The organism is Lactovum miscens (assembly GCF_014202895.1).
In the GTDB taxonomy this organism is placed as follows: domain Bacteria; phylum Bacillota; class Bacilli; order Lactobacillales; family Streptococcaceae; genus Lactovum; species Lactovum miscens.
On the sequence record NZ_JACHHV010000003.1, the window covers coordinates 33,949 to 55,355 of the forward strand.

The following is a 21,407-nucleotide window of genomic DNA, read 5'->3' on the forward strand; positions in this document are numbered from 1 at the left end:
GTCAACCTGATACCTAGGTTGTATTTTACTAAGCTATTTTAAACTATTTAAACTAATGAGGTATTCAAGGCCCAGCCAGCCTTTGTCCACCCAGTGGTAGTGTTTTAGCAAGAAAATACATAAGAGCTCTTAAAGAATGGCTTATAATGTTTTTTTATTTATGACGCACGCATTAAAAATTTCATTGAGGTTTGACATGAGTTTAGAATTATGGTCCATTGCATACATTCAATCAGCTGACTATCCGTGTAAGCGACCTCTTTACCTTTTGTGTTACATTAAGCTCTACCTCAAAATTTTTTATCCGCTTGTTGTTCTTCCAAACTCAAGTTCTTTTTTATTTCCTCAGTTGACTAACTTAATATTACAATTTTTTAGTTACTAATTATAAGTGAATTTTATTATTAATATTATTTGTCAAAATAGGTCAAAATTTATCTAGGCAATACAGTGAAAAGCTACAGTTCTAATTTATATTTTGTTATAATGATTCTATATGCAGACAGGACGAATAATTCGATTATTGGGAGGCTTTTACACGGTTAACTCTGAAGGTAAAATTTTTGAAACTCGAGCACGTGGAAATTTTCGTAAAAAAAATGTGAAGCCTCTTGTAGGTGATTTTGTTGATTTTGAAAATGACTATATCCTAGCAGTTCATGACAGAAGGAACTTTCTTGTTCGCCCTGCAATTGCTAATATAGATCAGGTAGTTGTAGTTATGTCATCAGTTGAACCCAAATTTAACCGAAATTTGATGGATCGCTTTTTGGTTTTACTTGAACATCGCCACATTCATGGGATGATTTATTTGACTAAAACAGACCTGAGCAAGCTTGATTTGTCAGATTATGAGAGTATTGGCTACGAAGTTTTTGAGCGACCAGCGGACTTACTTTATGAGTTGAAGGATAAAGTTACTGTTTTTATGGGGCAGACGGGTGTTGGAAAATCTACCTTGTTAAATAAAATTGCACCAGAGTTAAAACTTGCAACGGGTGAAATTTCTATTGCCCTTGGCCGTGGTAAGCACACAACACGTCATGTTGAATTATATGAGGTGGCAAGTGGGAGAATTGCAGATACGCCAGGATTTTCTAGTCTTGATTATGAGGTGGATAATATTCCAGAACTAAATCGCTGCTTCATTGATATTTATGAAATAAGTGCTGCTTGCAAGTTTCGTGAATGTACTCATACACATGAACCAAGTTGCGCAGTTAAGCTTGCTGTAGGAAATGGAGAAATTATAAAATCTCGTTTTGAAAGTTTTTTGCAATTGTCGTCAGAAATAAATAAGACTCGGGAGGTTTACCAAAAAAATGCAAAAAAACCGCAGTAAATTAGTTGTGATTCACTCAGTATCAATTTTTATCTTACTTTTACTTTGGTTCCTATTGATTTTTCTTAAAGGAACTATTGGGAAGTGGGAAAATCCACTCTTCATTTTGCTTATTGTTTTGACTTTTGTAGTAGTGGTTTTCTTATCTCTCTTGATGATGAGGGAGATTGCAGGGCCAACAAAATCTGATGAAGCAAAGAAAATGAAGAAAGTTATTGAAAAAGAGGAAGTTGTAGAAAGCATGGTGGATGAAAATGACTGATTATTATATTGCTCCCTCGATTCTCTCAGGTAATTTCGGAAAATTTACTGAAGAAGCTATACGCCTTGAAGCGGCTGGCGCTGACTGGCTACATATAGATATTATGGACGGGCATTTTGTCGACAATTTGACCTTTGGAGCTGGGGTTGTTGGGGCCATGCGCCCATATAGTAAGCTTTTCTTTGACTGCCACTTGATGGTTGAAAATCCAGAAAATTATGTTACTGCATTTGCTGAGGCAGGTGCGGACTCTATGTCAATCCATGTTGAAGCAACCTCACATATTCATGGTGCATTACAAAAAATTAGGGCAGCGGGGATGAAAGCTAGCGTGGTGATAAATCCAGGCACACCTGTTTCTGCAATTGAGCCAGTTTTGACTTTAGTTGATATGGTTCTTGTTATGACAGTAAATCCTGGCTTTGGTGGGCAATCATTTCTTACTGAATGCTTGGAAAAAGTTTCTGATCTAGCTATGTTTCGTAAGCTTAGAAATTTAAATTTTGATATAGAAGTAGACGGGGGAATTACCGATGAGACAATTGCTTTGGCTAAACAAGCCGGAGCTAACGCTTTTGTAGCAGGTTCCTTTACTTTCAGTGGAGAACCAGCCGAGCAAATTAGGAAATTGAAGGCACAGTTATAATGTCAACAACCTTAGAAATATTATTGGTATTTGGAGTCCTGATTGCTATAATTTTGGAAATTACAAATTTTTTCAAAAAAATACCACAGGACGAGAGAATGGTGGGTAAAATTGAAAATCTTTCTGGTAATTTATCTGAAATTCGACAAGATCTTCGTCAAGAATTAGGACAAAGCCGGCAAGAAATCAATAGCGCTCTAAACCAAGTTATAGATATCACCAGTCAAAACATGCTTGAATTTGCTGAAAATAATAATAAAAAATTGGCTGAGCTAACGGAGCAAATCAATAGTAAGTTTGATAGACAATTCAAAGACTTGCAGGAGTCAAATGAAAGAAAGCTTGAACAAATTCAAAAATCTGTTGATGAGAAATTACAAGAAACGCTTCAAAAATCAATTTCTCAGAGCTTTGAGCAAGTTCAAGTTCAACTCAAGTCAGTAGAACAAGGCTTAGGCCAAATGCGTAATTTGGCGAGTGATGTGGGTTCTCTTTCAAAGGTTATGTCAGGTATCAAAACGCGAGGTATCATTGGTGAACTTCAGTTAAACCAAATTTTGGAAGATATTATGCCACGCTCTCAATACCGTGAGCAGGAAAATATTCAAGGAGCAAATAAAGTTGACTTCGTTGTTGTTCTTCCAGGAAAGATGGATAATGCTGAAGTTCTCTTGCCAATCGACTCGAAATTCCCATTGGAGGATTATCAGCGATTAATTGATGCTCAGGAAACCAATGATCAGATCCAGGTTGATCAATTTCGTAAAGAACTTTTGAAACGGATACGAGAATTTGCGAAAGACATTTCCGGTAAATATATTCTTCCACCTAAGACGACTGACTTTGCAATTATGTTTCTTCCAACCGAAGGTCTTTTCATGGAAATTGTTAATGCTGAACATGGTAGTTTTATTGACCAGATTCGTCGTGATTTTAAAGTAAATATAACTGGTCCAACTACAATGACAGCCGTACTTAACTCACTTCAAATGGGCTTTAAAACTTTACAGATTGAGAAAAAGTCAACCGAAGTCTTTAATCTCTTGACTAATGTAAAAACGGAATTTAGTAAATATGGAGGAGCTTTAGAAGCAATTCAGAAGGATCTTCAAAAATCAAATAAAGACATTGACCATTTGATTAACACTAGAACGAATATGATGAATCGTCAACTAAATAAACTGGATGCTTTAGATAGCAGTGAAGAGTTGAATATAGAGGAAGGATAAAATATGACACTTATCAAAGATATGCAAGTAAATCAAAATTTTGAAGGTTTCTACCTAATAAAATCAGTTGAGTTAAAACAAACACGTGCTGGTAAAGACTATTTACAAATGGTTTTTCAAGATCATACGGGTACCATTGGGGGGAATCTTTGGGATGCGCAAGACCATAACGTTCAAATTTTTACAGCTGGGAAGGTTGTGCATGTGACGGGAAAACGTGAAATGTACAATAACATGCCACAAGTTAATCAGATTCAACTTCGTTTGCCAGAAAAGGGAGAGCCTTCTCTTCCTTTGGATTTTCGTGAGAAGTCACCTGTTAAAGAGTCAGATCTTCGTGAGTATGTGACGTCAATGGTCTTTCGCATCGAAAATGCAACTTGGAACCGGATTGTACGATCTCTTTTGAAGAAGTTTGATAAAGAATTTTTTGAGTTCCCAGCAGCTAAGTCAAATCATCACGCTTTTGAAGGTGGCCTTGCCTTTCATGAAACTACCATGTTACGTCTGGCGGAGAAAATTTGTGATGTTTACCCACAACTTAATAGTTCACTTATGTTTGCCGGGATTCTTTTGCATGACTTGGCAAAGTGTGTCGAATTCACAGGTTTTGAAAATACGGCTTACACTTTAAAAGGCAATTTGATAGGTCACATAGTTTTAATTGATGAGGAAATTTCTAAAGCTGTCCAAGAATTAAATATTGATGAAGACTCCGAAGATGTTTTGGTGCTTCGCCACGTGGTACTAAGCCATCATGGACAACTTGATTATGGCTCACCTGTTCGCCCACAGATTCTGGAAGCAGAAATGATACATCAAATTGACAATATGGATGCGACAATGATGATGATGAGCACAGCTTTGACAACCATCACTCCAGGACAACAGACTGCCAGAATCTGGCCGTTGGACAATCGCAATTTCTACAAACCAAGTTTCACGAAATAAATCAAAAAAAACTGCTTGAATGTTTTTTTTCGTATAATATAGGCATGCGTAATTTAAAAGAGGTTGAGACTATAGTGGTCAAAGTTGGAACATCAACACTGACTTATGAAAATGGTCGTTTAAATTTAAGAAGAATTGAAATACTCGTAAGGGTATTATCTGATTTACAAAATGCAGGCAAACATGTTATTTTGGTTAGCTCAGGTGCAATTGGTGTGGGGTGGCAAGTCATGGGTTTAGATCATCGTCCAAATACTGTACCTGAAAAGCAGGCAGCAGCTGCAATAGGGCAACCACAATTAATGAGTATTTATGAGAATTTTTTTCGAAAATATAACCAAAAGAATGCTCAGATTCTATTAACTCACATGGTGATAGACGATCCACAAATGCATGAGAATGCAATTAACACACTCAGTGCACTATTAGATTATAAAGTTATTCCAATCGTGAATGAAAATGATACGGTTGTGACCGACGAAATTCGTGTGGGGGATAATGATACCTTATCAGCATATATTGCTCAGATGGTTAAAGCTGATCTTTTGATTCTCTTAACTGATATTGACGGCTTCTATAATTCGAACCCAAGTTGTAATCCGGATGCCAAATTTATTTCTGAAGTTATGAAAATTACCAAAGAAATTGAAAGTATGGCTGGAGACTCTGCTTCAGATCTTGGAACCGGCGGTATGCGGACAAAGTTAATTGCTGCAAAAATTGCTCATAGTGTTGGAACTAAAACAATTATTATGAATGGTGAAAGCCCTGAAAATATATATCGTGTTTTAGAGGGGGATATAATTGGAACTTACTTTGACTAACTTAGAAGAGCAAGCGGCACGTGTGAAGAAGGCACAAGTTTTTCTTTCACAAGCTGGAATTTTCCAAAGAAATAAAGCCTTATTAGCAATCGCAGATAAATTGGAAGCTAATATTGATTTTATTTTGGCAGCTAATGCGGAAGACTTAGCTAGCTCAACTAAATCAAATATGCAAGATCGTTTACGTTTGACAGAAGAAGGGATAAAAGGAATCGCGGAAGCTACTCGACAAGTTGCGGAACTTCCAGATCCCATTGGGGAAATTGTAAAAGGTTGGCAACGTCCGAATGGACTGATCATAACTCAGAAAAGAGTTCCTATTGGAACTATTGGAATCATTTATGAAGCTCGCCCTAATGTAACAATTGACGCAGCCATTCTTTGTTTGAAATCCGGAAATTCCGTTCTCCTGAGAGGTGGTTCAGATGCAATTCATTCAAATCTTGCTCTCTGTGCTATCATGCAAGTGGCCATTGAATCTGTTGGTCTTCCAAAATATTCAGTAGATGTAGTGATTGATACATCTCGTGAGACAGAAATAGAGATGATGCAGCTGAACGATTATATTGATCTGCTTATCCCGCGTGGAGGGGCTAGTCTAATCAAATCGGTAGTTCAAAATGCTACGATTCCTGTGATTGAGACAGGATCAGGTGTTTGTCATGTTTACGTAGATGCTTCTGCTGATTTGGACATGGCTTTTAACATATTGCTCAATGCCAAATGTCAACGCCCTTCCGTTTGCAATTCTTGCGAGACATTAGTTGTGCATAAATCAGTAGCAGAGGAATTTCTCCCAAGATTGCTTGACCAGGGGATTGAGCTTCGTGGTGATGAGGGAACTCAGGCCATTATTCATTGTATTCCAGCCACGGAGGAGGATTTTTTGACAGAATATAATGATTTGATTCTAAACATCAAACTTGTTGATGACTTGGATGAAGCCATTGTCCATATTAACCATTTTGGCACACATCACTCAGAAGCTATTATTACCGCTGATTACGCCAATTCGCAGAAATTCTTGGCCCAGGTTGACTCGGCAGCTGTTTATGTAAATGCCTCAACTCGTTTTACCGATGGATTTGAATTTGGCTTTGGCGCAGAGATTGGTATTTCTACTCAGAAACTTCATGCACGTGGACCAATGGGGCTTGAAGCTTTGACGACCACTAAATACCAGATCTTAGGATCTGGTCAGATTCGCCATTAAGTGCTTACAGCTATTAAAAAAGGATATCAATGGCTGAAACTGTTTAATTGTATTGTAATGTAATTTATAAAAAAATTTAAGGAGTTATTTTATTGAAAAATCAACTTAAAAATGACCAAGTCGAAGTTATCTTTGATACATTCGGAGCAGAAATGCAGTCAATCAAAAAGGATGGAATCGAATATCTTTGGCAAGGCGATAAGGCTTTTTGGGCACGTCATTCACCCGTTCTTTTTCCTATCGTGGGTAAATTGAAAAATGGGGAATACCATATTGGAGAAGACGAGACCAATTATAAAATGGGTGGGCATGGGTTTGCACGTGACAATGATTTTGAATTAATTCACGAGGATCAGAATGATCTTGTGTTTGAATTAACTTCAAATGAAGATACAAAAAATATATATCCATACGACTTTAACTTCAAAATCTCTTATCACCTTGTGGACAATAAGATACGTGTTCGCTACGTAGTTGAAAATAATGATGAAAAAACAATGTATTTTGGCATTGGCGCACACCCAGCATTTAATGTTCCTTTTGAAAAAGGTGATTTTGAAGACTATACACTCACTATTTTTCCGCTTGAAAAACGTACTTTCATTCCGCTTAACCCACCCACAGGGATGATTGATTTAGATGCCCGTGAAGAAGTTCATGTCCATAAACTTCCACTTACACGTGACTTATTCAACAGAGATGCTTTAGTTTATACTTCAAGTCCTAAAATGGAAGTAACTTTGACTAACAATTTGGATGATCACTCAGTTAAAGTGAATTGGGAAGAAATGCCTTTCTTTGGGCTTTGGAGTCCATACCCAGCCGAGGCACCATTTGTCTGTATTGAGCCATGGTGTGGTATCACGGACGACGATAACACAGATGGAGATATTACAAATAAATTTGGAATTAACTCACTCGAACCAGCTGAGACATTTCGTTGTGAATACATTATTGAAATCAATTAAAAAGTCAATGCAAGAAACTTTAAAAATCCAACCTATTGAAGAAAAATTTAACTCAGGTGTAAAAGAGCTTGTCCAAAGTACATTAATGGAGTTTAAACTTAATGTGCCTGGAACGGCTTATTTTGATCCAGAGTTGACTGATTTGACCAGGCACTACCAGGTGGAAAAGGCTGAATATTGGATTCTTACCAATGGTGAAGAAGTTTTTGGAGGGATTGGAATTTATCCTATCAATTCTTCAACATGCGAAATTCAGAAACTCTATATAAAATCTGAGTTACGTGGTCAAGGTTGGGGGGGTCAACTCTTGAGGCATGCCTTGAGTTATGCTTCAAAATATTATCAATTTGCTTATCTTGATACAAAGACTGAATTATCTGATGCAATTGGTATGTATAAAAAATTTGGATTTAAAGAGTTAAAAGTTGCGCCAGATCATTCCACCCACAATTTAATGGATCATTGGTTTCTTAAAGAATTATGATTTAAAAAATGTTAAAATAGTAAAAACTTAGAAAAGGTAGAAATCTAATGTCAAATTTTACTGTCGTTGAACACCCCCTTATTCAGCACAAACTTTCAATCCTTCGTCGCAAAGAAGTTTCATCAAAAGAATTTCGTGAACTTGTAGACGAAATTGGAATGTTGATGGCTTATGAAGTCTGCCGTGATATGCCACTTGAGGATGTCGAGATTGATACTCCCGTGGCGCATATGACTGCTAAACGGTTAGCTGGTAAGAAACCAGTTATTGTTCCTATTCTTCGTGCTGGAATTGGTATGGTTGACGGAATGAATAAACTAATGCCTGCAGCTCGTGTTGGCTTTATTGGAATGTATCGTGATGAAAAAACCTTGCAACCTGTTGAATACTTAGTAAAGTTACCAACTGATGTTGATGAGCGTCAAGTTCTTCTGGTTGATCCAATGCTTGCAACTGGTGGGTCAGCCATCCTCGGGGTAGAAACGCTCAAAAAGCGTGGTGTCACAAATATCAAGTTTGTCTGCCTAGTAGCTGCACCAGAAGGTGTTAAAGCTTTTCAGGTAGCTTGCCCGGACGTCCCAATCTTTGCGGCGGCTCTTGATGATCATCTTAATGATAAAGGTTACATCGTACCAGGTCTTGGTGATGCTGGAGACCGTCTCTTTGGAACAAAATAACTAGTGACATTAACGACTGGTTGAGTTACCAAATGGAAAAAGACAATGTTTTTTTTAGAATATTTTTCAATTCTTTTGAAAATCATTTTTCTTTTTTGGGCTCTAACCCAAAATAGCCATAGTGCTATTTTTTTGTTAGAATAGGGTCTGCAATAATCATATGCTTTACTGAAAACTTGCAAAAATAAAAGCTTTATTTCTAAAGCTTCGGAGTAAAAAGTGAAAATTAAAAAAAAGGTAGCAGAAGTAGGAAAGTGGCCTAAAGCCTCACTTGGTGGGTTTTTGATAGCGCTTGGTGTGGTTTACGGTGATATCGGGACCAGCCCACTTTATGCTATGAAATCAATTGTGACAGGACAAGGTGGTGGTAAGTACATCACTGAAAATTTTGTCATAGGTTCTGTTTCCATGATTTTCTGGACCTTAACCCTCTTGACTACAATCAAATATGTGCTTATCGCCCTAAATGCGGATAACCATAAAGAAGGTGGCATCTTTTCTCTTTATACTTTAGTTCGTCGCTTTAAGAAATGGCTTATTATCCCAGCTATGATTGGAGGAGCAGCTCTCTTGTCAGATGGGACTTTAACTCCAGCTGTGACGGTAACATCCGCTATTGAAGGGCTGAGAGGTGTTCCGGGTTTTGTTAATACTTTTGGATCAAGCCAAAATGTCATTGTTGTGATTACTCTGTCGATTCTAGCACTTCTTTTCCTCATCCAACGTTTTGGTACTGATATAATAGGGAGACTTTTTGGGCCAATTATGATGATATGGTTCCTCTTTATCGGAGGATCTGGGTTCTTGAACATGCTGTCTCATGTTGCCATTTGGAAGGCTTTAAATCCTTGGTATGCGATTGAATTGCTTTTTAATCCTGTAAATCATGCAGGTATCTTTATTCTTGGTTCTGTTTTTCTGGCAACGACAGGTGCAGAAGCTCTGTATTCAGATTTAGGACATGTTGGAAAGCCGAATATACATACCTCATGGCCAGTCGTTAAAATTTGTTTATTCTTGAATTATGCAGGACAAGGGGCTTTCTTGCTTCGTGCGGGTAGTAACTATGGTTCTAGCAATAACTTCAATCCATTCTTCGATATGTTACCAAGTTCAATTCGTGTTTATGCAGTAATTCTTGCAACTCTAGCCGCTATTATAGCGTCACAGGCCCTAATTACAGGTTCATTCACATTAGTTTCTGAAGCGATACGTTTAAAAATGCTTCCTCTATTAAAGATTCTTTACCCTGGTAAAACTTTTGGTCAGATGTATATTCCAGCAGTCAACCTTGCCCTGTGGTTTGTTACTTCTCTGACTGTTCTTTATTTTCAAAGTTCTGACCATATGGAAGCAGCCTATGGACTTGCTATCACCATTACCATGCTAATGACTACTCTCTTATTGTCGTATTATTTGGTGACAACGGGTATGAATCCCGTCTTAGCTCGCCTGACAATGAGTTTCTTTGCACTTGTCGAAATAATTTTCTTTGTTTCTTCCGCTGTGAAGTTTATGCATGGTGGTTATGTAGTTGTAATTATTGCCGTTTTAATCATGTTTGTGATGTTTGTATGGATTAAAGGAAACGCTATTGTCAATCAATATGTAAAAAAATTGGATCTAAAGAACTATGTGAATCAATTGAATGCATTGCGTCATGATAAAGAGGTTGACTTCTATCAAACTAATGTGGTTTATTTGACAAGTCGTATGAAGGGTTCAAAAATTGATATGTCGATTCTTTATTCCATTTTGGATAAAAAGCCAAAACGCGCTGAGACATATTGGTTTGTTAATGTAAAAGTTACAGATACCCCATACAACAATGAGTATGAAGTAGACATGATGGGAACTGATTTTATTGTCCGGGTGACTTTGTATTTAGGTTTTCGTATGCCTCAGGAAGTCCCAAGATATCTTCGAGCAATTGTGCAAGATCTGATGGCTTCAGGTCGTCTACCAAAGCAGCACCAAGCCTATTCAATCAAGCCTGGTCGAGATGTTGGTGATTTTGGTTTTATCGTTATTGAAGAGCATTTAAATAATGCAAGGACAATGTCAGCGTTTGATCGCTTTATCTTACAGACAAAGATTTCAATCAAAAAATTTACAACTTCACCAGCTCGTTGGTTTGGCCTTCAGTTCTCTGAATATAATATTGAGCGAGTTCCGTTGATTCTGAGTGATGTAAAAGGCATCAAAGCCAATGAACGAAATCATTTACTTGAAAGTGCTCCTACTGAAAAAATTTCATAAAAAACTCCGATATTTTCGGAGTTTTTTTATTTTTTGAATAAAACATTATTTAAGAAAATACTATCTAAAAATTAATTATTTTCACTATCAGCTGATAACCATTTTGCATAAGGATCTTCAGATTCTGAAGAAGTCAAGGAACTGTTTGACATTTCTGGAACTGAAATACCATCTGGCATCTCAAGTACACCGAGTTCGGCAAACAGACTATCGAGTTCATCTTTTTTTTGCATTTTTATTGGCATGTTCATTCCTCATATTGTCAAAAAATATTTAAATATTAAATATAAATATTTATAAGTAGCTTTCTAAAACTTCTCTTTATTTTACACCAAATTTTAATAAAAAGAACCCCTAACACTTGCAATTTCAATATATTCTGATAAAATGAATCAGTACGGTATCGCCATGCTGCGATCACCAGAATATTTATAAGGAGACATTTTTAAAAATGGCTAGAGAAAAATACGATCGTAGCAAACCACACGTTAACGTTGGCACAATCGGTCACGTCGATCATGGTAAAACAACACTTACAGCAGCAATTACTAAGGTACTTGCTGAGAAATACCCTTCTGCAACTAACGTTGCAAAAGACTATGCTTCAATCGATGCTGCTCCAGAAGAACGCGAACGTGGTATCACCATTAATACTGCTCACGTTGAATACGAAACGCCTAGTCGTCACTACGCTCATATTGATGCGCCAGGACACGCGGACTACGTTAAAAATATGATCACTGGTGCTGCTCAAATGGATGGTGCGATCCTCGTAGTTGCTGCAACTGATGGACCTATGCCACAAACTCGTGAGCACATTTTGCTTTCACGTCAAGTTGGTGTTAAATACCTTATTGTCTTCTTAAATAAGGAAGATCTTGTTGATGATGAAGAATTGATGGAACTCGTTGAAATGGAAGTACGTGACCTCTTGTCTGAGTACGGCTTCGATGGCGATAATATCCCTGTTATTACTGGTTCAGCACTTGGTGCTTTAAACGGTGAACAAAAATATGTTGATTCAATTCTTAAATTGATGGAAACTGTTGATACTTATATCCCAACTCCAGAACGTGACACTGATAAGCCATTGCTTCTTCCTGTCGAAGATGTGTTCTCAATTACTGGTCGTGGCACAGTTGCTTCTGGTCGTATTGATCGTGGTACTGTCAAGATAAATGATGAAGTTGAAATCGTTGGTATCAAGCCTGTAACTAAGAAGGCTATCGTTACTGGTGTTGAAATGTTCCGTAAGACACTTGACCAAGGTATTGCTGGGGATAACGTTGGGGTACTCCTCCGTGGTGTACAACGTGACGAAATCGAACGTGGACAAGTTTTGGCTAAACCAGGCTCAATCACACCACATACTAAGTTCAAAGGCGAAGTTTACGTTTTGACTAAGGAAGAAGGCGGACGTCATACTCCATTCTTCGATAACTACCGTCCACAATTCTACTTCCATACGACTGACGTTACAGGCTCACTTCGTTTGCCTGCTGGCACAGAAATGGTTATGCCTGGTGACAATGTAACTGTTGAAGTTGAATTAATCCACCCAGTTGCCGTAGAACAAGGTACTACTTTCTCTATTCGTGAAGGTGGACGTACTGTTGGTTCAGGTATTGTTTCTGAAATCGAAGGTTAATTTTTTCTTTCGTACTCAATCTGATTTATTAAAAACTCAAAGATTACTTTAGTGATCTTTGAGTTTTTTGATAAATATAAAGCTACTTAAAGACTTGATAAGTCTTTTTAATATAAAATAAAGGATTTAGGCAAAATAAAAGAGGAGTACTCCTCTTTTAAGCATCAGCTTGGTTAAATATTTCACGATTAACAAAGAGTTGCATCTGGAAGTAGAATTTTTCAACAATTATAGGGTCTGAATTTTTAAAAATATTAACTTCACGAAGACCCGACTTATCTGTGATTGAAAGTTTGAAGCCAGACAAATCATTATTAACAATAATCTTTAGCAGGAAGCCCTCGCCAGAATTAGGGGAGACCTCAAGTAATCTTTGAAATTCGAAATTTCCTAATTTATTAGGAACGAAAGTCAAATCTCGTAGTGTATATTTCTTGATATTTGAAGAAAGTGTGTAAGTATACTTACTGTCTTTCAGCTTTTTTTCAGTGATAAAGGCCATTAAAGGAATCCTTTCAAGATGTCTGTAAATTGGTCAATCTCTTGTAAAGTATTGATTTCTGAAAGAGATACTCGAATATTTTCTTGAAGTTTTTCAGAATTTCCACCATAAACTGATTCAAGGACGTGACTTGGTTCAACGGCTCCGGCTGTGCAAGCTGAGCCTGTTGATACAGCAATTCCAGCAAGGTCAAGTTTGGTTAAAAGAAGATCATTTCGTAGACCGGAAAATCCAAGATTCAAGACGTGAGGCATGCTGACAGTACCAAATTGATTTTGATAAAAATTTAAGCCATTTAGATTTGAAAGCAAGCGTTCATGGAGTTGCTGAACTTTTTTGTAATTTACTTTCCAATTTGCTTGAGCAATCTCTAATGCTTTAGCCATTCCAACAATACTTGTTGTATTTTCAGTACCTGCTCGACGCTTATTTTCTTGGTCCCCACCATGCATGAAGTTATCAAATTTGTATTTATCTGAATGATAAAGAAGTCCAACTCCTTTTGGACCATGGAATTTGTGGGCTGAAGCAGTTAAAAAGTCAGCTCCAATTTCAAGTGGTAAAACTGGGATTTTCCCCATGGCTTGGACTGCATCAACATGAAAAGCAATGTTCTTGTCTTTGAGGGCTTGACCAATTTCTTTTACAGGTAATATTTGTCCAGTCTCATTATTGGCCATCATTACTGAAACTAAAATAGTGTCGGACCGAATAGAGGAGAGTATCTTTTTGGCTGATAATTCCCCGTCTGGATCGGGGGTGACAGTTGTTACCTCAAAACCAAATCTCTCTTCAAGGTAGCGCATTGCTTCGAGAACACTTGGATGTTCGATCGAAGTAGTAATAATGTGCTTCCCACGTTCGATATTGGCGATAGCATAGGAAATAATTGCTGTATTATTAGCTTCAGTAGCGTCAGCTGTGAAGGTGATAGAAATTGCCGGAACCCCAAGGATTCCAGCAATTGTCTGCCTCGATTCACGTAGGCTTTTGGCAGCGATGCGCCCAATACCGTGGATACTTGAGGGGTTACCATAGTTCTCCGCCATGTGTAGCGTCATGGCCTCAATAACCTGAGGCAGGATAGATGTGGTGGCAGCATTATCTAAGTAAATCATATTTATTATCTTATCTTATTTATCGTAGTTAAAGAGTGGTGAAACAGGACGACCTTCATGAATGCGTATAATAGCATCGGAAAGAAGTGCTGCCGCAGAAAGGTATTTAATATTGTCTGGCTTTGGATTTTTAGATTTCACAGAATCTGTTACAAGGATTTCCTTAATTGGTGCCTTGTTTAGACGTTCGGCAGAACCGGGTAAGAATAGTCCATGGCTGGCGCAAACATAAACTTCTGAGGCGCCTGCTTCTTCAAGAACATTTGCAGCATTGCTAAAAGTAACACCTGTAGTAAGGATATCATCAATTAAAATAGTCTTTTTACCACTGACGTTACCTATAAGATAACCATTTTCACGGTTACGCTCATCATCACCATCATAATCAACAATGGCAAGAGGAGACCCGAGGTGTTCAGCGAGTGAACGAGCACGTTTGATACCAGAATTCTTTGGAGCGACAACAACGACTTCATCACCAAGTAGACCTTTATTCTTGAAGTGTTCTGCAAATAAAGGAACTGTGAACAAATTATCAGCAGGAATGTCAAAAAATCCTTGAACTTGAACGGCATGGATGTCTAGAGTTAAGATCCGATTGATACCAGCTTTTACTAACATGTTGGCAACGAGCTTAGCAGTAATAGGCTCGCGTGGACTGGCTGTGCGATCTTGACGAGCGTATCCAAAATAGGGGATTACAACATTAACAGTGTTGGCAGAAGCACGTTTACAAGCATCAATCATAATTAACAATTCCCAAAGATGATCGTTGACGGGGTAGCTCGTAGATTGTAAGATGTAAACATCATGGTCTCGAACAGATTCTCCAAGATCAACATAAATTTCACCATCAGCAAATTGTTTTGTTGTCACCTTCCCAAGATGAACACCAGTTGAGGCAGAGATCTTTTCGGCTAATTCTTGATTTGAACTCAAAGAGAAGAGTAGCAATTTCGGATCTTGATAAATCATTTTTTCTCCATAAAACATGGCGTTTTTGACGCGATGATTTTCTATATAATATACATTTATTCTATCATCTAAAATTCTACATTACAAGTGAACAAAGCAAGAACACATAAATTTAGTAGATGCAAAGAATCAGTCATTAAATGTCTAAATAATGATAAAAATATGAATCCGCTATTTTTTGTGAATTACCCGCACAAGTTTGTTATCTTTGTGAATCGCCGCAACAAAGATTGACTTCCACTTCACAATGTAATATAATTAGCAATGTAAATTCCTTGTAAATCAAGGGAAAAAAACAAAAAAAATAGGAGCTTTTAACCAAAATGAAAAAGTCTAAAGTTATTGCATTACTTGCAGTTTCTACTTTGTCTGTAGGTATCCTCGCTGCTTGTTCATCAAGCAATTCATCTTCATCTTCATCTAAATCAACGGCTGCATCGAGTTCTAAAGCCGCTGACACATTCACTGGTGCTACAACACCAAACAAAACTTTCTCTGCCTTGCAAAATACATTTAAATCCACAGGTAACTGGCTTGGAGCTACAGGTGCCGATATGGATGCAACAGGTCAAGAATTAACAGTTGATGGTACTTTTGTAGCTGATGGTGCAACAGGTGAAGCTTATGTTGCTCGTAAGCTTGCGATTTACGATCAAAATTCTCAACATCAAGTCACTGCTCAGTACACATTGACCGTTAAGGATATCGTTGTAAAATCACCAGGCTTCTATATCTCAAACGGTACTGTCAAGGGTGATGTTCTTGTATCAGCATTAGGTTTCCACGCACAAAATGGTAAAAAGACTGATGGTTCAGTTTCACAAGCTACTATTGATGGAAACTTGAAATTTGCTAGCCAAGCTTTGCTTGATGCATACAATAAACTTGATGCTACCCAAAAAGTAGTAGTTACAGGAACAACATCTGTGGATACAAGTCTTGCAGCTACAACAGAAGTACCAATGGGTGCAATCACAGTTGGTACGCATGGTTTGGTAACATGGACGTTCAAAGGCAACGGTGCTGACACTCAATCAGGTGCAACTACCGGAACTGTTGATGCTTCAGTATTGACAAAGGCACTAGGCGCTAAGGGTGCTTGGCTTGTAGCAACTAATGGTGATGTTGATGCTTCAGGTAAGACAATTTCAGTTGATGGTATCTTCCTCAATGAAGCAGGTACGGTTCAACGTACTTTAGCCATGATTGCTCAAGATTCAAATCGTAATATTACAAAAGTTTATACTTTGACAGTTGACAAACTTATTGTTAACTCACCTGAGTTTGACTTTGAAGGCGGAAATGTTAAGGGAGATGTTTACGTTGGGGCTAAAGGCTCAATCCTTTCACGTCCAATGACTGATGTAACTGGTGCTGCAGTCCAATCTAAGATTGATGGTAATCTTTACTTTGCAACTCAAGATCAACTTGATACATATAAAGCTCTTCCAGCTGCACAACAATTCCTAGTAACAGGATCAGTGGCTGTTAAAGCCGCTAAATAATTTTTAGTAATTGAGATTGAAGCTCCTATTTTGGAGCTTCTTTTTGGTTCTTTACAATAGAATTTAAGCGGTTTCAAGCTTTTGTTGTAGATTGAAATAGTGTATAATAAAGTTTATACGTGTATTTTCTACGCAAAGTCGAATTTGTGAACTTCATGATTTGGACTTTGTATAGAAACACGTAAAAATAAAAAGTAAATAGCAAATGAAGGCTATTTTATGAGGTGTAAATGTCTAAAGAAACATTTTCGATGCAATTTGCCGGACGAACATTAACTGTTGAGACAGGTCAGGTCGCAAAGCAAGCAAACGGAGCTGTTGTTGTTCGTTATGGTGATACTACTGTTTTAACGGCAGCTACCATGGGAAAAATGTCACTGGGTGATTTTTTCCCATTAACAGTAAATTATGATGAGAAATATTATGCTGCAGGTCGTTTCCCAGGTGGTTTTATGAAGCGTGAGTCACGTCCTTCAACTGATGCCACTTTGACCGCCCGAATGATTGACCGCCCTATCCGTCCAATGTTTGCTGAAGGCTTTCGCAATGAAGTACAAGTAATTAACACTGTTTTGTCCTACGACCCAGACTGTGTACCCCAAATGGCCGCAATGCTTGGAAGTTCATTGGCACTGACTATTTCAGATATTCCATTTGATGGTCCCATTGCTGGTGTTCAAGTTGGCTACATTGATGGTAATTATATTATCAATCCAACGAAGATTCAAAAGGAAAAATCTTTACTTGAACTGACTGTTGCTGGCACTGAAATTGCCATTAATATGGTAGAGTCAGGTGCAAAAGAATTGTCAGAAGATATTATGCTGGGTGCTTTGATGGCAGGGCATGAAGCTGTAAAAAAACTCGTAGCATTCCAAAAAGAAGTTCAGGCTGCAGTTGGAAAGGTTAAAGCAGAGGTTGATCTACTGCATGTTAACGAAGATTTGAAAGCAGAAGTGATTGTAGCTCATAATGCTGAATTGAAAGTTGCTGTTAAGAATCCTGATAAACTTCAACGTGAAGCGGATACTCGTGCAGTAAAAAATAAAATAGTTGCTGAATATGAATCTCGCTTTGCAGAAGATGAAAATCTTGATCTAATCATACGTGATCTGTATGAAATTCTTGAACAAATGGAGCATGCTGAAGTACGTCGTCTAATTATTGAAGAGAAGATTCGTCCTGATGGTCGTGCTCTTGATGAAATTCGTGCCTTAGATGCACAAGTTGATTTTTTACCAAATAATATTGTACATGGGGATGGTCTCTTCACTCGAGGGCAAACTCAGGCTCATTCAACCCTAACTCTTGCACCAATGAGTGATACTCAAATCATCGATGGTCTTGATCCTGAACACAAGAAACGTTTCTTGCACCACTACAATTTCCCACAATTTTCAGTTGGAGAAACAGGTCGCTATGGTGCGCCTGGTCGTCGTGAAATTGGGCATGGTGCATTAGGTGAACGTGCTTTGGAACAAGTATTGCCATCACTTGAAGAATTTCCTTATGCTATTCGCTTGGTGGCGGATGTTTGGGAATCAAATGGTTCTTCATCACAAGCCTCAATCTGTGCTGGGACTTTAGCATTGATGGCTGGTGGTGTGCCAATTAAAGCACCAGTAGCGGGTATTGCTATGGGTTTGATTTCGGATGGTGAGCAATATACGATCTTGACTGATATTCAAGGTCTGGAAGATCATTTTGGCGATATGGACTTTAAGGTAGCTGGTACTCGCGATGGTATTACTGCGCTTCAAATGGACATCAAAATTCAAGGCATCAATGAGCAAATATTGCGTGAAGCTTTAGCTCAGGCGAAAATTGCCCGTATGCAAATACTTGATGTCATCGAAGAAGCAATTCCAGAACCAAGGAAACACTTGGCACCTTCTGCTCCTAAAATTGAAAGCTTCCGTATTGCAGCTGATAAGATTCGACTTGTAATTGGTAAAGGAGGGGAGACCATCCAAGGTATTACTGCTGATTATGAAGTACAGATCGATTTGACCGAAGACGAACAAGGTGGGCTGGTTGCAATTTATTCAAATGACCAAGCTAAGATTGATGCAGCTCGTCGCGCCATCGAAGAAATCATTCGCGAAGCCAAAGTTGGTGAAGTTTATGATGCGAAGGTTGTGCGTAGCATGGATTCAGCTGTTTTTGTAAACCTTTTTGGTAAAACAGATGCGCGTGTTCATATTTCAGAAATGGCTTGGGGACGTACATCTAAAGTTGATGATGTGGCAAAAGTCGGAGACTCTGTTAAAGTTAAGGTCACAAAGATTTCTGATAAGGGAATTGATGCTTCAATGCGCGAACTTACAGAAAAACCTGAGGGTTATGTAGAGCCAGAACGTAAGCCAAGATTTGGCAACAATGACCGTGCGGCACGTCGTGATGGAGACCACAAATTTCAACAGCGTGATCGCAAGCCTAGTTCTACTTTCTCAGAAATTTCAAGTAAGAAACCAGATTAAAGGATAGTAAGTTATGTCACAATTTGAATTAGGTCCAGATCTTGATAAGCGTCTTCGTGACTCAATTAATAATGAGGGGGATTTTCTTGCAAATCTTGGCTTTATCTTAGCACTGTTGAATGAGTCAGTGATTGCCCCAAACCCTCTTTTTTCCGTTGAAGTAATGGAGCATGCTGCTCTTCCAATTTTTACTACAGAGTCTGACTTGGAGATTTTCTTAACAGATATTCAGATGCCTGAAGGAGTTATATGGAATACCGTTCCAATTTCTGCCTTTTGGTCAAACTTGATGGAGTCTCCAATTGATACCGTAACCTTTAATCCAAAGACTGCTGCTGATGTTCAGACAGGAAATTTATATTTTTTTGATAAAATTAAGTTAAATGATTTCCTTCAAAGTCATTCGGAAATGATGAATCAAGTGATGTCAGCCGAGAATGAGGAGGCTCCATTTGAGCAGAAGTCTTATTTTGTACCAACTCTTATTGGGAGCCGCATGTACGGTGATATTATACGTGTTTTCCCAATGATTATGGCGCCAGACAAAAAGACATATGTTCCAATTTTTGACAATCTACTCTCTTTATCAATGTGGTATCGGAACGAAGAACTGGTTAAATACTTCAAAGATAATGACGGTCAGTTTCGTGCAATGAAATTGAATGAATTACTTCATCCGTCGCTTGGTGAAAATCGCTTTGGTGAAACAGCAGGCATTGTAGTTAATCCATTAAATTTCGATCCAAAAGAAGACCAGAGTAACATGCATACCTGGGAAGAACTTGATAAACTCTAAAATGAAAGCGACTTGAGTCGCTTTTTATATGCACAGCATGACTTTAGAGCTTATTTTTAGTAAAATAAATAAAATAGAGTTTTGGAGAATGAAATTCTTTTCTGATCTAATTACTTGTGGAAGCGTGGTTTTGAAATGATTAAAATTTACAATACTTATAGTCGCTCACTGGAAGACTTTAATCCAATTGAAGAGGGAAAAGTACGCATGTACGTTTGCGGACCGACTGTCTATAATTACATTCACGTTGGTAATGCTAGAGCAGTTGTCGCCTTTGACGTGGTTAGACGCTATTTAGAAAGATTTGGCAATATTGATGCTTCAGGAAAAAGATTTGGTTATGAGGTTGATTATGTTTCTAACTTCACAGATGTAGATGATAAGATTATAAATACAGCCCAAAAAGAAGGTATTGAGCCTATAGAGCTAGCTCAAAGATATATTGATGCCTTCTATGAGGACACAGATGTATTGAAAGTTAAACATGCGACTCATGCGCCACGAGCAACAGAGTATATTTATCAGATGATAGATTTTATTCAGGATTTGATAGATAAAGATTTTGCATATGTGTCTGAGGGGGATGTCTACTTTCGTGTCTCGAAATCACAAAATTATGCCAAATTAGCCAATAAAAAACTTGATGAGCTTTTAGAAGGTGCATCAGGAAGAATAGATACAGATCTTGAAAGTAAGCGTAAAGAATCACCAGTTGATTTTGCACTTTGGAAAGCGACAAAAGAAGGGGAAATTTTCTGGCAAGCTCCATGGGGAAAGGGACGTCCAGGGTGGCATATTGAATGTTCAGTTATGTCGGGTTCTTTATTAGGAGAAACTTTGGACATTCATGGTGGTGGACAAGATCTTGAATTTCCTCATCACACGAATGAAATTGCACAGTCTGAAGCACATAATAATGGTACAAAATTCGTTAATATTTGGATGCATAATGGTTTTGTTAACATTGATGGTGAGAAAATGTCTAAGTCGATGAACAATTTTACAACGGTTCATGAAATGCTCCAAGCGGGACTTGACCCACAAGTTCTACGTTTTTTCCTAGCGACGACTCATTATCGACGTCCGGTTGATTTCAACAACGAAGCCTTAGAAAGAGCCGAAAATAATCTTAAGAAGATTGAAAATGCTTATCGCAATCTAGATGTATTAGCAAATGACGATGGCAGTTTGACTAGCTTTGAGATAGCTTTTACTACTGCCATGGATAATGATTTCAATATTGCTGATGGACTGACTGTTTTCTACGACTTTATCAGTTGGGTGAATAAGGGCAATGGTGGTTCAGATGTCAAACGATTTTTTGATGATATTTTGAAAATTATTGGTCTTGAATTCAAACAAGATGAGGAGATTCTTGATTCTGAAATTGAATTTTTAATAGAGGAAAGAAATCTTGCTCGTGCCAAAAAGGATTATGCTCGTTCTGACGAAATTCGTGATAGCTTGAAGGCTCAAGGAATTGTCTTAGAAGATACGTCTCAAGGAATGAGGTGGCACCGTGAGTGAA

General features: G+C 38.0%; 20 protein-coding genes. 16 read left to right on the forward strand and 4 right to left on the reverse strand.

Annotated features, from left to right (window positions below):
* Positions 1-496 precede the first annotated feature (496 nt).
* The 11 genes from rsgA (at position 497) to HNQ37_RS01440 (ending at position 10,855) form a co-directional block, all read left to right on the forward strand.
* Entirely contained in the window at positions 497-1,342 is an 846-nt protein-coding gene (rsgA, locus tag HNQ37_RS01390; protein WP_183538580.1) for a ribosome small subunit-dependent GTPase A, read from the forward strand.
* Positions 1,323-1,604, forward strand: a complete 282-nt coding sequence (locus tag HNQ37_RS01395) for a hypothetical protein (protein WP_183538582.1) — start codon at positions 1,323-1,325, stop codon at positions 1,602-1,604. Before rsgA ends, HNQ37_RS01395 begins: the two co-directional genes overlap by 20 nt.
* Positions 1,597-2,250 carry a ribulose-phosphate 3-epimerase gene (gene rpe / locus HNQ37_RS01400; RefSeq protein ID WP_183538584.1) on the forward strand — a complete coding sequence of 218 codons (654 nt, stop codon included), beginning with the start codon at positions 1,597-1,599 and terminating at the stop codon, positions 2,248-2,250. Before HNQ37_RS01395 ends, rpe begins: the two co-directional genes overlap by 8 nt.
* Positions 2,250-3,479 carry a DNA recombination protein RmuC gene (locus HNQ37_RS01405; RefSeq protein ID WP_183538587.1) on the forward strand — a complete coding sequence of 410 codons (1,230 nt, stop codon included), beginning with the start codon at positions 2,250-2,252 and terminating at the stop codon, positions 3,477-3,479. Before rpe ends, HNQ37_RS01405 begins: the two co-directional genes overlap by 1 nt.
* Before the next feature lie 3 nt (positions 3,480-3,482).
* The gene (locus HNQ37_RS01410) at positions 3,483-4,430 is read left to right on the forward strand and encodes a 3'-5' exoribonuclease YhaM family protein (protein ID WP_183538589.1); all 948 of its coding nucleotides are present in this window, start codon (positions 3,483-3,485) and stop codon (positions 4,428-4,430) included.
* A gap of 44 nt (positions 4,431-4,474) precedes the next feature.
* A complete protein-coding gene (gene proB / locus HNQ37_RS01415) occupies positions 4,475-5,254 on the forward strand; it encodes a glutamate 5-kinase (protein ID WP_183538591.1) in 780 nt (259 codons plus the stop codon).
* Positions 5,235-6,467 (forward strand): glutamate-5-semialdehyde dehydrogenase, encoded by a 1,233-nt coding sequence (locus tag HNQ37_RS01420; RefSeq protein WP_221288982.1) that lies wholly within the window; start codon positions 5,235-5,237, stop codon positions 6,465-6,467. Before proB ends, HNQ37_RS01420 begins: the two co-directional genes overlap by 20 nt.
* Before the next feature lie 92 nt (positions 6,468-6,559).
* Positions 6,560-7,435: an aldose 1-epimerase family protein gene (locus HNQ37_RS01425; RefSeq protein ID WP_183538593.1), complete on the forward strand. Its 876-nt coding sequence runs from the start codon at positions 6,560-6,562 to the stop codon at positions 7,433-7,435.
* 7 nt (positions 7,436-7,442) lie between these two features.
* The gene (locus HNQ37_RS01430; protein ID WP_183538595.1) at positions 7,443-7,919 is read left to right on the forward strand and encodes a GNAT family N-acetyltransferase; all 477 of its coding nucleotides are present in this window, start codon (positions 7,443-7,445) and stop codon (positions 7,917-7,919) included.
* Positions 7,920-7,966: 47 nt separating this feature from the next.
* Entirely contained in the window at positions 7,967-8,596 is a 630-nt protein-coding gene (upp, locus tag HNQ37_RS01435) for a uracil phosphoribosyltransferase (RefSeq protein ID WP_183538597.1), read from the forward strand.
* Between the two features lie 219 nt (positions 8,597-8,815).
* Positions 8,816-10,855: a KUP/HAK/KT family potassium transporter gene (locus HNQ37_RS01440; protein ID WP_331035588.1), complete on the forward strand. Its 2,040-nt coding sequence runs from the start codon at positions 8,816-8,818 to the stop codon at positions 10,853-10,855.
* 71 nt (positions 10,856-10,926) lie between these two features.
* On the opposite strand, the gene HNQ37_RS01445 is transcribed toward HNQ37_RS01440, so the two are convergent.
* A complete protein-coding gene (locus HNQ37_RS01445; RefSeq protein ID WP_183538599.1) occupies positions 10,927-11,100 on the reverse strand; it encodes a hypothetical protein in 174 nt (57 codons plus the stop codon).
* Between the two features lie 206 nt (positions 11,101-11,306).
* On the opposite strand from HNQ37_RS01445, the gene tuf reads away from it, so the two are divergent.
* Entirely contained in the window at positions 11,307-12,503 is a 1,197-nt protein-coding gene (gene tuf / locus HNQ37_RS01450; protein WP_183538601.1) for an elongation factor Tu, read from the forward strand.
* A gap of 157 nt (positions 12,504-12,660) precedes the next feature.
* Here tuf and HNQ37_RS01455 read toward each other — a convergent pair whose 3' ends face one another.
* From HNQ37_RS01455 to HNQ37_RS01465, 3 genes are read right to left on the reverse strand one after another with little or no spacing between them, the layout of a single operon-like run.
* Positions 12,661-13,005, reverse strand: coding sequence for a DUF1831 domain-containing protein (locus HNQ37_RS01455; protein WP_183538603.1), 345 nt, complete (start codon positions 13,003-13,005; stop codon positions 12,661-12,663).
* Positions 13,005-14,123, reverse strand: a complete 1,119-nt coding sequence (locus HNQ37_RS01460; RefSeq protein ID WP_183538606.1) for a cysteine desulfurase family protein — start codon at positions 14,121-14,123, stop codon at positions 13,005-13,007. Before HNQ37_RS01460 ends, HNQ37_RS01455 begins: the two co-directional genes overlap by 1 nt.
* Before the next feature lie 15 nt (positions 14,124-14,138).
* Complete coding sequence (locus HNQ37_RS01465) at positions 14,139-15,098, reverse strand: ribose-phosphate diphosphokinase (RefSeq protein WP_183538608.1); 960 nt, start codon at positions 15,096-15,098, stop codon at positions 14,139-14,141.
* 323 nt (positions 15,099-15,421) lie between these two features.
* On the opposite strand from HNQ37_RS01465, the gene HNQ37_RS01470 reads away from it, so the two are divergent.
* The 4 genes from HNQ37_RS01470 (at position 15,422) to cysS (ending at position 21,406) form a co-directional block, all read left to right on the forward strand.
* Positions 15,422-16,603, forward strand: a complete 1,182-nt coding sequence (locus HNQ37_RS01470; RefSeq protein ID WP_183538610.1) for a hypothetical protein — start codon at positions 15,422-15,424, stop codon at positions 16,601-16,603.
* A gap of 230 nt (positions 16,604-16,833) precedes the next feature.
* Complete coding sequence (locus HNQ37_RS01475) at positions 16,834-19,083, forward strand: polyribonucleotide nucleotidyltransferase (RefSeq protein WP_183538612.1); 2,250 nt, start codon at positions 16,834-16,836, stop codon at positions 19,081-19,083.
* Positions 19,084-19,096: 13 nt separating this feature from the next.
* Positions 19,097-19,879: a hypothetical protein gene (locus HNQ37_RS01480; RefSeq protein WP_183538614.1), complete on the forward strand. Its 783-nt coding sequence runs from the start codon at positions 19,097-19,099 to the stop codon at positions 19,877-19,879.
* A gap of 135 nt (positions 19,880-20,014) precedes the next feature.
* Complete coding sequence (gene cysS / locus HNQ37_RS01485; RefSeq protein WP_183538616.1) at positions 20,015-21,406, forward strand: cysteine--tRNA ligase; 1,392 nt, start codon at positions 20,015-20,017, stop codon at positions 21,404-21,406.
* Position 21,407 lies beyond the last annotated feature (1 nt).

Excerpts from the sequence above, each read along its gene's own strand:
- rsgA (WP_183538580.1), top strand. The coding sequence starts at position 497 with ATGCAGACAGGACGAATAATTCGATTATTGGGAGGCTTTTACACGGTT.
- HNQ37_RS01395 (WP_183538582.1), top strand. The coding sequence starts at position 1,323 with ATGCAAAAAAACCGCAGTAAATTAGTTGTGATTCACTCAGTATCAATT.
- rpe (WP_183538584.1), top strand. The coding sequence starts at position 1,597 with ATGACTGATTATTATATTGCTCCCTCGATTCTCTCAGGTAATTTCGGA.
- HNQ37_RS01405 (WP_183538587.1), top strand. The coding sequence starts at position 2,250 with ATGTCAACAACCTTAGAAATATTATTGGTATTTGGAGTCCTGATTGCT.
- HNQ37_RS01410 (WP_183538589.1), top strand. The coding sequence starts at position 3,483 with ATGACACTTATCAAAGATATGCAAGTAAATCAAAATTTTGAAGGTTTC.
- proB (WP_183538591.1), top strand. The coding sequence starts at position 4,475 with ATGCGTAATTTAAAAGAGGTTGAGACTATAGTGGTCAAAGTTGGAACA.
- HNQ37_RS01430 (WP_183538595.1), top strand. The coding sequence starts at position 7,443 with ATGCAAGAAACTTTAAAAATCCAACCTATTGAAGAAAAATTTAACTCA.
- upp (WP_183538597.1), top strand. The coding sequence starts at position 7,967 with ATGTCAAATTTTACTGTCGTTGAACACCCCCTTATTCAGCACAAACTT.
- HNQ37_RS01445 (WP_183538599.1), bottom strand. The coding sequence starts at position 11,100 with ATGCCAATAAAAATGCAAAAAAAAGATGAACTCGATAGTCTGTTTGCC.
- tuf (WP_183538601.1), top strand. The coding sequence starts at position 11,307 with ATGGCTAGAGAAAAATACGATCGTAGCAAACCACACGTTAACGTTGGC.
- HNQ37_RS01455 (WP_183538603.1), bottom strand. The coding sequence starts at position 13,005 with ATGGCCTTTATCACTGAAAAAAAGCTGAAAGACAGTAAGTATACTTAC.
- HNQ37_RS01460 (WP_183538606.1), bottom strand. The coding sequence starts at position 14,123 with ATGATTTACTTAGATAATGCTGCCACCACATCTATCCTGCCTCAGGTT.
- HNQ37_RS01465 (WP_183538608.1), bottom strand. The coding sequence starts at position 15,098 with ATGATTTATCAAGATCCGAAATTGCTACTCTTCTCTTTGAGTTCAAAT.
- HNQ37_RS01470 (WP_183538610.1), top strand. The coding sequence starts at position 15,422 with ATGAAAAAGTCTAAAGTTATTGCATTACTTGCAGTTTCTACTTTGTCT.
- HNQ37_RS01475 (WP_183538612.1), top strand. The coding sequence starts at position 16,834 with ATGTCTAAAGAAACATTTTCGATGCAATTTGCCGGACGAACATTAACT.
- HNQ37_RS01480 (WP_183538614.1), top strand. The coding sequence starts at position 19,097 with ATGTCACAATTTGAATTAGGTCCAGATCTTGATAAGCGTCTTCGTGAC.
- cysS (WP_183538616.1), top strand. The coding sequence starts at position 20,015 with ATGATTAAAATTTACAATACTTATAGTCGCTCACTGGAAGACTTTAAT.